The following is a 12,142-nucleotide window of genomic DNA, read 5'->3' on the forward strand; positions in this document are numbered from 1 at the left end:
TGAAAAATGGCAGATAAGAAGATTATGTTAGCATGTGCGGCAGGGATGTCAACATCACTACTAGTAACGAAGATGCAAGAAGCTGCAAAAGCCAATGGTAAGGATTATGAAATTTTTGCCAAGTCAACAGCGGATATTGACAATGAATTAGCAGCCGATGTGAAACCAGATGTTTTGCTACTTGGCCCACAAGTGAGTTATATGCAAAAGGAAGTTAAGTCAAAGACGGATGCTGCCGGTATTCCAATGGATGTCATTAACATGATGGATTACGGCATGATGAAGGGTGATAAAGTTTTGGCAGCAGCTGAATCTTTGATGAACTAATCAAATTGCTGTCTTAAACTGATAATTCAGAAGAGGATGTAAAAATGAACGATGAACGAATGACTGTCGTAATGGGACTAATCATGCACGGTGGCAATGCTAAGGGGCAGGCCTATCAAGCAATTCAATTAGCCAAGGAAGGCAAATTTGATGAAGCTGATGAAGCGATGGCATTAGCAAATCAGGAGCTAAAGGAAGCACATGATGTACAGACAGATATGTTAACCAAGGAAGCGCAAGGTGAGCATACTGAAATAGATTTGTACATGGTTCATGGGCAGGACCATCTGATGAATGCATTAACTTTCCGTGACATGGCGATTGAGTTGATTGCATTGATGAAACGAGTTGCAGAATTGGAGAAATAATATGGTCAAAGGTTATCAAATGCCAGACGACTTTTTATGGGGATCTGCTGTCGCGGCTCACCAATTAGAAGGTGCCTGGAATGTTGACGGCAAGGGTGTTTCAATTGCCGATGTGATGTTAGCAGGAAAAAGCGGTGTCCGTCGTGAAGTGACCGATACGGTTTTACCAGATGGTAATTATCCAAATCATCGCGGGATTGATTTTTATCATACTTTTCCAGAAGACTTCAAAAGAATGAAAGAACTGGGACTAAAAGCTTTCCGCACATCAATTGCCTGGACTCGTATTTTTCCAAATGGTGACGAGGCAGAACCCAATGAAGCGGGCTTAGCATTTTATGATCGCATGATCGATGAAATGCACAAAAATGGGATTGAGCCAGTAATTACATTAAGCCACTTTGAAATGCCATTGCATTTAGTCAATGCCTATGGTGGTTTCCGCAACCGTGAAGTGATTGATTTATTTGTAAAGTTTGCTGACACAGTAATTCGCCGTTATGGTGACCGTGTGAAATATTGGATGACATTCAATGAAATCAATAATCAAACTGAGTGGATGAATCCCCATCACTTACTACAAAATTCAGGGTTAAAGGATTATCGACCTGGTGATGCACAAGAACTTATGTATCAGGCATCCCATTATGAACTAGTGGCTTCAGCTTTGGTGACAAAGCATGCACATGAGATTGCTCAAGAGTTGGGTACTGACATTCAGGTTGGCTGCATGATTGCTATGAATCCGGTGTATCCAGCTTCATCAAAACCAGAGGACATCCTCGAAGCGCAACGTGCCATGCAAACACGATATTATTGGGGTGATGTACATGCCAACGGTGTCTATCCAAATTGGCTAAAGAATTTCTGGCACCATAAGGGCTTCAATATTGATATTACTGCTGCAGATGAAAAAATCTTGGCAGAGAATACAGTGGATTACGTTGCATTTTCTTACTACATGTCATGGACAGTTTCTGATACTGGCGATGAGTGGCTTGAATACAATGAAGAGGGCAATCATGGTGACAATCCATTCTTAAAGAAGTCTGATTGGGGCTGGCAGATTGATCCGGTTGGTATGCGCTGGGCAATCAATTGGATGTGGGATCGCTGGCACAAGCCGCTGTTTATTGTTGAAAATGGTTTTGGTGCTTATGATAAATTAACTGAGGATCATCAAATTCATGACGATTATCGGATTACGTATTTCCAAGGGCATATCCAAGCAATGGAACAAGCAGCTGTCTTAGATGGGGTGCCATTGATTGGTTACTTACCTTGGTCAGGTATTGATTTAGTTTCTGCATCGACGGGTGAGATGTTGAAACGTTACGGGTTTATTTATGTTGATTTAGATGATATGGGTCAAGGTTCGGGTGACCGGTATTACAAAGACTCATTTAAGTGGTATCAACGAGTGATTGCAACTAATGGTGCCACATTAGAATCGTTAGATTAATTAGGTATATAAAGTAAATATATTTAAAATAAGAGGAAAGAATTATGGCAAGTAATGTATTAAATGAGAAAATAATTCCATTTTTTCAAAGATTGTCGGGATCACGACATTTAGTTGCTTTGCGTGATGGTATGACGGCTGCCGTACCAATGATTATTATTGGTTCTGTCTTCATGATTGTTGCACAGTTCCCAATTCAAGGTTATCAAGATTTTATGGCCCACACGTTTGGGTCAAACTGGGCCACGGTTGTGCAATATCCAACGAACGCCTCGTTCCATATCATGGGATTAGTAGCGGTCGCAGGTATATCATATAACCTGGCCAAGAGTTATAAAGTAGATGCCTTTTCAGCAATGGTGGTTGCCATTGGGGCATTTATTTTAACTATTCCGCTAAGAGTTGATAAAGCTGGTGCAATGTGGGTGCCACTACAACAATTAGATTCTTCAGGATTATTTATTGCTATTTTAGTTGGTTTGTTTATTACTGATTTGTATGTCTGGTTGGTTCATAAGAATTTGACAATTAAGATGCCATCTACAGTACCACCAGCAGTCAGCAATTCATTTGCCTCACTATTCCCTGGTGCTTTGGCTTTGATCCTTATGTGGATCATTCGTATGGCAGTCGAAGCTTCACAAATGAAGAGTATTCCAAATATTATTAACTTCGTATTGCAAGAGCCTTTGAGCCATTTGAACAATTCATTGCCAGGTGCAATTATTGTTGAGTTGTTTATCTGTCTATTATGGTTCTTTGGAATTCATGGTGCGAATACGGTTAGTGGTGTCATGATGCCGATCTGGCTTGGTGCCATGACACAAAACGCCAACGCTATGCAAGCAGGTAAGGCATTGCCTAACATTGTGACGCAACAATTCTATGATAACTTTGTTCACATGGGTGGATCTGGTGCAACCATTGGTTTGGCATTTATGCTTGCCTTCCTCTCAAAGAGTAAGGAATTTAAGACCCTTGGAAAGCTAGTTGTTGGTCCGGCATTATTTAATGTTAATGAGCCGATCATCTTCGGTATGCCAGTTGTTATGAATTACAAGTTGCTATTGCCATTTATTTTGGCACCAATGGCCAATGTTATTACAACTTACACGGCAATGAGTACGGGTATCGTTGCTAAGACGATGGGTGTGATGGTTCCTTGGACGACACCACCAATTATTTCAGGTTACTTGGCAACTGGTCACTTGTCTGGAGCAGTTCTGCAATTGGTTAACATTGTGATAGATGGTTTGATCTACTATGCCTTCTTCAAGAGCATGGACCGTAGCCATTTGGCAGAAGAAAAAGATGAAGTTGCTTAATAAGTATTGAAACAAGAATATGTGGGTCAAAAAGAGTCTAAGATAATTTTTGACCTGCATTTTTTATTGAGGGGGATAACGATGACAAAACGACAACTTGGCTTATCAATTTATCCAGATCATAGTGATTTTGAAAAAGATAAGCAGTATTTAGCGCTTGGTAAAAAGTATGGTTTCACACGTATTTTTATGAGTATGCTAGAGGTGACCGGTTCGATCGCAGAAACTAAGCAAAAATATCAACAAATTGTGGCTTATGCTAATGATTTAGGTTATGAGACGATTATTGATGTAGCACCACGGATTTTTGATCAATTAGGAATTTCATATGCTGATTTATCATTCTTTAAGGAATTAGGTGTTGCAGGAATCAGATTGGATCAGTCTTTTGATGGTGCGACTGAGGCGATGCTATCGTACAATCCATATAACTTAATTATTGAATTGAATGCCAGCAATGATGTGGATTATTTGAATAATATTCTGAGTTACCAAGCAAATGAGCCATATATCTATGGTTGTCATAATTTTTATCCACAAAAGGGAACTGGCCTACCTTATGACTATTTTATTGCTTGCAGTCAGCGCTTTAAAAAGCTAGGTATCCATACGGCTGCCTTTGTTTCTAGCCAAATCGGTAAAATTGGCCCTTGGGATGTAAATGATGGTCTGCCAACGCTAGAAATGGATCGTTATTTGCCAATTGATGTGCAGGCAAAACATTTATTTAGCACCGGTTTGATTGATGATGTGATTATTGGTAATGCTTATGCGAGCGAAGCCGAACTAGCAGTTTTGAGTCAAGTAAACCGTTATCAGTTGGTGTTAAGGGTTGATTTTGAGGGGCAAATCAATGATATTGAAAAAACAATTGTGACCGTACCGCAACATTTCAGACGCGGGGATATCAATGAAACAGTTGTTCGTTCGACCATGCCACGAGTCGACTATCAAACGGTCGATAATTTACCTCATGATAATGAACAAGCGTTTCAACGTGGCGATATTGTGATTGGTAATGATGACTTTGGTGTCTATAAAAATGAATTACAAATTGTATTGGCCCCGCATCAAGATCAACGGAAAAATCGGGTCGGTCACATCAGTGCAGATGAGTTGTTTTTGTTAGACTTTATTCAACCGTGGACAAAATTTAAATTAATTGAAAATACTGACAGTGACATTTATTAGCCAGTATCAAAAAGCAAACCATTGGTAAGATACCTGGTTTGCTTTTTTGTTGATATAAAAAGAAAGCGCTTTCTTTTTATATAGTTCAATGCTATAATGAAGTCATTCGAATGAGTAAAAAGTAAGGAGGAACTTTATGACACAAATGGTTAGTTCATTTTAATCCTCATAGGATAAGCGTCAGTTCATCATGTGACATGAGGGCACGTTGATGACGATATTTTACAGGGGGGCATATGTATGTCAGAAGAACAACAGCAACGGCAAAAACAAAAGCAGGCATTAAGTATCAAAAGTATGGCCTTTAATCGATTCTTGTTATTTCGATACGTTACAGCCGTTTTTTTCTTTGCCAATTTATATTGGACGATTTTACTATTGGGGGCACCGGGTTGGTATTGGTTATTACCAGCAATATTATTCTTAATTGATATAGCAATTAGTATTGAGCAAACCCGCAAATATTGGCAGCCTGATCATTCATTAGTGATTACCAGGGTTGGTTATTGGGCACAATTAGCATGTAATATCGTTTTAATTAGCGCAACTTTGATGAAAGCGAGTCAGCCTTTCTATCCATTTATTAATGGCCAAAGTCAGCAAGCAATTTTCATCGCTTTGGGAATTGGCGTTATTTTTTGTATTTTTGTGCAACGACAAGCATGGTTGATTAGTCATGATCAAGACCGTTATTTACAACGTTTAAATGAGTTTAAAGCCAGTTTACAATAATAGAAAAGAGAGCAAATTATGGACAATACTGATAACAAGCTATTCCAGTTCTTAAGTAAGCATCTCATGGGACCCATGGGTAAGTTAGCGCAGTTTCGCATTGTACGAGGCGTAATGGCTGCTGGTATGGCATCCATACCATTCACGATTGTGGGATCGATGTTCTTGATCGTAAGTGTTATTCCACAAAGTTTCCCATCGTTAGCAGGCATTTGGGCAGCTTCTTTCGATAAAATTACAAGTTTATATATGATTGCGAATACAGCAACCATGGGTATTTTGGCTCTTTACTTCTGTTTGGTTTTTGGTTACGAATATACCAGAATTCAAGCACAAGAGGAGAAAGTCAATGTTAACCCATTGAGCGGTGCGTTATTATCAATGATGGCATTTTTCATGTGCGTACCTGAATTACTATTTAAAAATGGTGCGATGGGGTTGGTCAACATTGTCACTAAAGATCAAAAAATTATTGATGGTTGGGAAATGGGTGGTGGTGTCACTCGTTTAGGAACGACTGGCATCTTTACTGCTATTATTATGGGTATCCTAGCCGTTAAAATTTATACTTATTGTGTGAAGAAAAATTGGACGATCAAGATGCCTGAAACCGTACCAGCTGGAGTAATCAATTCATTTATGGCTTTGATTCCAACTGCCTTGATTGCCTTAACGGTCATTGTAATCAACGGTGCCTTGGTATTCTTGAATACTGATATTTTCAAAGTTATTGCAGTACCTTTTGGATTCGTCACAAATCTAACAAATACTTGGGTTGGATTACTTGTGATCTACTTTATTATGCACGCCTTATGGATCGTTGGTATTCATGGTGCGACTATCGTGACGTCATTCTTAACGCCAATTGTCTTGTCAAACATGGCTGCCAATCAAACCGGTGCCAACTTACCATTTGCTGGTGAGTTTAATAATTCATTCGTGACAATCGGTGGGTCAGGAGCTACTCTGGGCATGGTCATCTTTATTGCTTTCTTTGCCAAGTCGGCGCAACTCGGTGCATTAGGTAAGGCAGCAATCGTGCCAGCGTTCTTTAATATTAATGAACCAATTTTGTTTGGTATGCCAGTCGTGTATAATCCATACACGGCGATTCCATTCTTCTTGGCACCAATGGCATCAATGTCGGTTGCTTACTTTGCGATTAAATTGCATATGGTTAATCCACCAATTGCGCAAGTTGCCTGGCCAACACCAGGTGGACTATCAGGATTCATTGGTTCTGGTGGTGACTGGCGAGCAGCTGTACTAGGTGTTGTTTGTGCGTTAGTCGCCTTCTTGATTTGGTATCCGTTTATCAAATTCTACGACGGTAAATTAGCTCGTGATGAACAAACGGCTACGGCAGCATAAACAATTGGGGGTATGAATTAATGAGCACTTTTCCAAAAGATTTTTTATGGGGCGGCGCTGTTGCTGCTCATCAATTTGAAGGTGGTTGGCAAGCAGACGGTAAAGGCGTTAGCTTAGCAGACGTGATGACATCAGGTGATAATCAAACCGCTCGCCGAATCACGAATGGTGTTTTACCAGGAGAAAATTATCCAAATCATGAAGCTATTGATTTTTACCATCATTATAAAGATGATGTGAAGTTATTTGCTGAATTGGGATTGAAAGCTTTTCGTACGAGTATCGCGTGGACGCGTATTTTTCCAAATGGTGACGAGGATGAACCGAATGAAGCAGGTTTAAAATTCTATGACGATTTGTTTGATGAACTATTAAAATATGACATTGAACCGGTTATTACGTTATCCCATTTTGAAATGCCGTATCATTTGGTGACGGAGTATGGTGGTTGGCGTAATCGCAAGATGATTGATTTCTTTACAAAGTTTGCCAAGGTAGTTTTTGAACGTTATCAGGACAAGGTAAAGTATTGGATGACGTTTAATGAAATCAATAATCAGTCAGCCATGTTAAATGATTGGGCATTGTTTACCAATTCCGGATTAGTTGCGGAACCTGGTGAAGATATTGAACGAAGCATGTATCAAGCAAGTCACTATGAGGTGGTTGCAAGTGCATTAGCTGTACAAATTGGGCACGCAATCAATCCAAATTTTGAAATTGGGGCAATGTTTGCTTTGGGTCCTACTTATGCGGCCAGTCCAGATCCACGTGATGTGATGAAGGCGCAACGGTCAATGCAAGTCAATACATGGTATGCAGATGTTCAGTGCAAAGGAAAGTATCCTGCCTGGTTAAAGAAGTACTTTGAACGTAAGCATTATGATCTTGATATCACATTGGCAGATGAGGATATTTTAAAGGCCGGTACGGTTGATTATATTGGGTTTTCTTATTATGCATCACATGTGGTACAAGCCGTTGTAACAGAAACTGATGATTTTACGACCCGTGATGAACATACAGAAATTCCTAATCCAACGCTACCAGCATCGGATTGGGGATGGATGATTGATCCAGTTGGTTTACGCTATATTTTGAATTGGTTAACTGAACGATATGATTTGCCACTATTTGTTGTTGAAAATGGATTGGGGGCATTTGATAAGGTTGAAGACGGGCAAATTCATGATAGTTATCGAATAGCTTATTTACGCGAACATATTGAACAAATGTCTAAAGCAATCAATATTGATGGTGTGAACTTAATGGGCTATACGCCATGGGGTTTTATTGATTTAGTTTCAGCAGGAACTGGTCAAATGGATAAACGATATGGCATGATTTACGTTGATAAAAATGACGCAGGTGAGGGTACTCTAAAACGAATGAAAAAAGATTCGTTTACGTGGTTTAACCAAGTTATTTTATCAAATGGTGATAACTTGAACTAAATTAGTATGATAAAAGACTTGTTAATAGCACAATGATTAGATGGTTGTTTTGTGAATTAACAAGTCTTTTGTTTTGCCGTAAATTCAGGCATAATAAAGGTATTAGGGATATATTTCAAGGAATAAACAAAACATTGTAAAAGAAGTAATCATGAGTTAAAGGGGCATATTATGGCACAAAGAGAAAGTTCATTAGCTATTGATGCACTAGTTAAAAAAATGATTGCAGAAATTCAACAACATACGATTGGTGATGCTGCGAATAAATTACCACCTGAGCCAGAGTTAATGGCACGTTACCAGGTTACACGGTATACACTAAGACAAGCATTACAAAAATTGAGTCGCATGGGGTATACTTTTCAAGCTCATGGTATTGGTACGTTTGTTCGGGCACGGTTGGATCGACAAGCAATCTCAATGCAGAATATTGTTGGCATGACTGATGAGGTCGCGCGACAAGGCCGTCAGTTAACTACAAAATTTGCAAACTTAGCACAAACAACGGCAGCAGAAGCAGGATTTTTGCCAATCAATTCAACGATTGATGCAAAAACACCATTATGGGAAGTACAACGTTTACGATACGCCGATGATGAACCATTTTTGTATGAACAATCATACTATTTATGCGAACATGTCAAAGAAATACCGGAACAGGCTTTATATGGATCGCTGTTTAATTTTATAGAGAACAACGATAATCTAAAATTAGGTTTTCAAGATTCAACCATCGCAGCGGGCTTAATGACTGCTGACATGGCGACATTTTTTCAGAAGGATGAGGCGTCACCAGTATTAAGTGTTTATGATGAAACATACTTAAGCGCGGGACAGTTGATTGCGTTTTCGAAGTTGAGTTACGATGCTGACTTGACGAAGTTATTTATGTTTAAGAAGTTGTGATTGATAAACTTGATAGGAAGTAAAATAAGTTATTAATAAGATGGTGGTAGGGGTACATGAGTAATAAGGACAAAACAGTTAGTATAAACGATGTGGCGCTAGCAGCAGGAGTATCCATTGCGACAGTTTCAAGATTCCTAAATGGACAGCTTAACAGAATGTCCGATAAAACTGCAAAAAAAATTCAAACAATTATTGATGAAATGGGATACGTACCAAATGCTGCGGCACGTCAATTAATGACGAAAAGTTCTAAAATGATTGCCGTAGTTGTCGCAAATATTGATGATCATTTTTCTTCAGAGCTATTTAAAGGGATTGGTGCCATTTCAATTACTGAAGGCTATACACCAGTATTATTTGATTCAAATGATGATAAGCAACAAGAACTTGATTTAATTAACAAAATTGATCAACAAAATTTTGATGCCATCATTATTCAACCGTTGAATACTGATGCGCAAGTTATTCAAAAACAGATTAAAAGAAAAGTGCCAATTTTAACTGTTGACCGATCATTAGAAAATGCAATTTGGCCAAAGGTAATTAGTGATAATTACGAGATAGCTAAAAAAGTCAGTGAATATTATTTAAAAAAAGATTATCAACAGGTGATAGTTATTACAGAGCCTATTGGCACAGTCTCAACACGACAAGCAAGAACAAAGGGCATTCAGGCAATTTACCCAGACGCAACCATAATGGAAGTGAATATCCAGGAAACGGTTGGCAATAAATTGATTGATAATGTTATTAATAACATAGACAAAAAAGAAAGAACGTTGATATTTGCCCTGAAAGAGCGTTTAGTATTGCGCTTAGCTTCATTATTGATTCGACAAGATGTTAATAAAAATTTAATGCTAACGGGTTTTGCAGAAGCAGATATGATTTTTGAAATAAATCCAGAATTACAATTAGTCCGCCAAAATCCCTTTAAAATGGGGGCTACTGCGGGTGAATTAATGCTTGAATTATTGAAAAATAAGTCTAATCGTGTTGCGGAAACAACAACTATAAAGGCCAAATTTATTTAATTAAAAAAAACTGCTAATTTTGTTTGGCGGTTTTTTTATTTGTGTTATTATTAGGTAAGCGCTTACCTAATAAAAAACTCACGTACGTGTATAAAGAAAGGAAAACAACATGGCATTGCCTCAAAATATTTTATTAGATACTTATCCAGATTCAAAAATAATTGTCAAAAATAATGATGTCATATTAGTTTCAAATACATTCGAATATTTACCTGCTTGGCCAATATATATTTTAAAAAATGATCGTTATGTCGAACATGTTTCAAATGTTTTTAATAAAGCTAATGAATTTGATTTTTCAGGGGTTCCCGCTGGAGAAGGTTTAAGACTAATTGATTTCTCATTTGAGAAAGATCGTTATCAAATCATAGGAGAGTTTAAAGATACAATGCATCTGAATGTACAACAAGGTAATTTTACTGTTTATTCAGACGACTTAAAAAATTGGAGTGAGCCAGAGTGGTCGAGTGACTCTGAAACACCTAAAGCCCCAATCGAAAAATTTTTAAAATGTATGATCAATCATGGAAGTAATGGACAGTATCCACTAGATAGTGAATCTTTATTAAGTATCAGGGGGGATAAAGAAAATATTATCTTAGACCGTCATACTATGAAACTACAACCCGCTAATATTAATGATCAGTCAAATGTGTCATTTGTTGGTTTTAGGCAAACACATTTACAGACAAAAATTTCTGCAAATTTTAAAATTAATTACGATTTAGATAAGAATGAAGAAGTTGGTTTAGCAGTTCGAAAAAATGATACGGATTATATAAAGTTTGCAGTTTACAAGAATGTTGTAAAAATTGTGCATCGTCAACATGACATTGCTACGATAACCCATTCAAAAAAACATGATTTGATTGCGTTTCATTTAAGTATTGTAAGTGATTTGAAAAATCAATATCATTTCTTATTTAATGATGAGGAATTAGGGGTAATTGATGGTGAAACCTTGGAAGTAAGCAGTCAATTTGGCACGGTAATCGGACCTTTTGCAACTTCCAATGGCGATCCGACAACAGCCCTTGTAAACATATCAGACTTGGAATATGAAATAAAATGATTGACACATTTTGTGAATGATAATACAATGTTTTTGTAGAGATAAGGTAAGCGCTTACCTATATTTTAATTGGCGCTTATTATTATTTTTTACAATTTTGGGTAAGCGCTTACCAAGGGGAATAATCATATATTGTGAAAAGGGGTTTATTGTAATGGCATATTTTATTAATACATTAGTTTATGCAGATCGTCATAGTCGTGGTGAGCAACAGATTAATTTTCTAGGCGATATTAAAAATTTAAAAGCTGATGGTGTTGAGGCAAGATTAGAATATTTTTCAGATTTTGAACAAGAAGCACCGTTATTTGCAAAAAAAGCTAAGGGGCTAAATTTGAAAATTAATTTGTCAGTTCCTGATGAATTATTTGTCGCTGGTGAATTAAATCCAAAATTAAGTACTTATTTTAAATTTGGTAAAGTCTTACAGATAGATGAAATTAAATTTAATACTGGCGATTTCGGTAATTTTACAGGTAAATTATCAGAGATAACAAATTTATTACCTAGTGGAATGTCGCTCAATGTTGAAAATGATCAAACTGAATTATCTGGTAATTCAGAGAATATTCTCAAGTTTTTAATGGAGGCTCAAAAAAATGGTCTGGATGTTGGGTATGTTTATGATTTAGGTAATTGGTTAGTCACTAATGAGGACCCAATTAAAGTTGCTGAAAAATTGGCCCCCTTTACACGCTATATTCATTTAAAAAACATGACAGGTCATGAGAATGAAACTTCAACAACATTAGATCAGGGAAAGTTAGATTGGCAGGCACCTGCAAAATTCTTTCATGCAGGAACTGATGTTGCCCTTGAATATCCAATCGTTGACTTTGATACGCGTGAATCAGAACTAAAAATGGTCAAAACCATTTACCGGTAATAGGGGACTAT

General features: G+C 37.5%; 12 protein-coding genes. All 12 read left to right on the forward strand.

Going from position 1 to position 12,142, the window contains the following annotated elements; genetic code table 11:
• The first annotated feature begins 6 nt into the window (after nt 1-6).
• The 12 genes from QRX23_RS03825 (at nt 7) to QRX23_RS03880 (ending at nt 12,131) form a co-directional block, all read left to right on the forward strand.
• The gene (locus QRX23_RS03825; RefSeq protein ID WP_330155988.1) at nt 7-327 is read left to right on the forward strand and encodes a PTS sugar transporter subunit IIB; all 321 of its coding nucleotides are present in this window, start codon (nt 7-9) and stop codon (nt 325-327) included.
• A 44-nt stretch (nt 328-371) separates the two neighbouring features.
• On the forward strand, nt 372-695 hold the full coding sequence (locus QRX23_RS03830) for a PTS lactose/cellobiose transporter subunit IIA (RefSeq protein ID WP_150176976.1): 324 nt from the start codon (nt 372-374) through the stop codon (nt 693-695).
• Nucleotide 696: 1 nt separating this feature from the next.
• Nucleotides 697-2,157: a 6-phospho-beta-glucosidase gene (locus tag QRX23_RS03835; RefSeq protein WP_330155989.1), complete on the forward strand. Its 1,461-nt coding sequence runs from the start codon at nt 697-699 to the stop codon at nt 2,155-2,157.
• Between the two features lie 44 nt (nt 2,158-2,201).
• Complete coding sequence (celB, locus tag QRX23_RS03840) at nt 2,202-3,482, forward strand: PTS cellobiose transporter subunit IIC (RefSeq protein ID WP_330155990.1); 1,281 nt, start codon at nt 2,202-2,204, stop codon at nt 3,480-3,482.
• A gap of 81 nt (nt 3,483-3,563) precedes the next feature.
• Nucleotides 3,564-4,673: a DUF871 domain-containing protein gene (locus QRX23_RS03845; RefSeq protein ID WP_150221918.1), complete on the forward strand. Its 1,110-nt coding sequence runs from the start codon at nt 3,564-3,566 to the stop codon at nt 4,671-4,673.
• A gap of 240 nt (nt 4,674-4,913) precedes the next feature.
• On the forward strand, nt 4,914-5,405 hold the full coding sequence (locus QRX23_RS03850) for a hypothetical protein (protein ID WP_150221917.1): 492 nt from the start codon (nt 4,914-4,916) through the stop codon (nt 5,403-5,405).
• Nucleotides 5,406-5,423: 18 nt separating this feature from the next.
• A complete protein-coding gene (gene celB / locus QRX23_RS03855) occupies nt 5,424-6,776 on the forward strand; it encodes a PTS cellobiose transporter subunit IIC (protein WP_150221916.1) in 1,353 nt (450 codons plus the stop codon).
• 20 nt (nt 6,777-6,796) lie between these two features.
• Nucleotides 6,797-8,230 carry a 6-phospho-beta-glucosidase gene (locus QRX23_RS03860; protein ID WP_330155991.1) on the forward strand — a complete coding sequence of 478 codons (1,434 nt, stop codon included), beginning with the start codon at nt 6,797-6,799 and terminating at the stop codon, nt 8,228-8,230.
• A 171-nt stretch (nt 8,231-8,401) separates the two neighbouring features.
• Nucleotides 8,402-9,136 carry a GntR family transcriptional regulator gene (locus QRX23_RS03865; RefSeq protein ID WP_150221914.1) on the forward strand — a complete coding sequence of 245 codons (735 nt, stop codon included), beginning with the start codon at nt 8,402-8,404 and terminating at the stop codon, nt 9,134-9,136.
• A gap of 56 nt (nt 9,137-9,192) precedes the next feature.
• A complete protein-coding gene (locus tag QRX23_RS03870) occupies nt 9,193-10,173 on the forward strand; it encodes a LacI family DNA-binding transcriptional regulator (RefSeq protein WP_150221913.1) in 981 nt (326 codons plus the stop codon).
• A 109-nt stretch (nt 10,174-10,282) separates the two neighbouring features.
• Nucleotides 10,283-11,245 carry a glycoside hydrolase family 43 protein gene (locus QRX23_RS03875; protein ID WP_150221912.1) on the forward strand — a complete coding sequence of 321 codons (963 nt, stop codon included), beginning with the start codon at nt 10,283-10,285 and terminating at the stop codon, nt 11,243-11,245.
• A gap of 154 nt (nt 11,246-11,399) precedes the next feature.
• Complete coding sequence (locus QRX23_RS03880; protein WP_150176986.1) at nt 11,400-12,131, forward strand: sugar phosphate isomerase/epimerase family protein; 732 nt, start codon at nt 11,400-11,402, stop codon at nt 12,129-12,131.
• The last annotated feature ends 11 nt before the right edge of the window (nt 12,132-12,142 follow it).

Origin of the sequence: Weissella paramesenteroides (assembly GCF_036327715.1) — a bacterium.
GTDB classification, from domain to species: Bacteria; Bacillota; Bacilli; order Lactobacillales; family Lactobacillaceae; genus Weissella; species Weissella paramesenteroides.

Coding starts and splice junctions, on each gene's coding strand:
- celB (WP_330155990.1), top strand. CDS start 2,202: ATGGCAAGTAATGTATTAAATGAGAAAATAATTCCATTTTTTCAAAGA.
- QRX23_RS03875 (WP_150221912.1), top strand. CDS start 10,283: ATGGCATTGCCTCAAAATATTTTATTAGATACTTATCCAGATTCAAAA.
- QRX23_RS03880 (WP_150176986.1), top strand. CDS start 11,400: ATGGCATATTTTATTAATACATTAGTTTATGCAGATCGTCATAGTCGT.
- QRX23_RS03860 (WP_330155991.1), top strand. CDS start 6,797: ATGAGCACTTTTCCAAAAGATTTTTTATGGGGCGGCGCTGTTGCTGCT.
- celB (WP_150221916.1), top strand. CDS start 5,424: ATGGACAATACTGATAACAAGCTATTCCAGTTCTTAAGTAAGCATCTC.
- QRX23_RS03830 (WP_150176976.1), top strand. CDS start 372: ATGAACGATGAACGAATGACTGTCGTAATGGGACTAATCATGCACGGT.
- QRX23_RS03825 (WP_330155988.1), top strand. CDS start 7: ATGGCAGATAAGAAGATTATGTTAGCATGTGCGGCAGGGATGTCAACA.
- QRX23_RS03865 (WP_150221914.1), top strand. CDS start 8,402: ATGGCACAAAGAGAAAGTTCATTAGCTATTGATGCACTAGTTAAAAAA.
- QRX23_RS03870 (WP_150221913.1), top strand. CDS start 9,193: ATGAGTAATAAGGACAAAACAGTTAGTATAAACGATGTGGCGCTAGCA.
- QRX23_RS03835 (WP_330155989.1), top strand. CDS start 697: ATGGTCAAAGGTTATCAAATGCCAGACGACTTTTTATGGGGATCTGCT.
- QRX23_RS03845 (WP_150221918.1), top strand. CDS start 3,564: ATGACAAAACGACAACTTGGCTTATCAATTTATCCAGATCATAGTGAT.
- QRX23_RS03850 (WP_150221917.1), top strand. CDS start 4,914: ATGTCAGAAGAACAACAGCAACGGCAAAAACAAAAGCAGGCATTAAGT.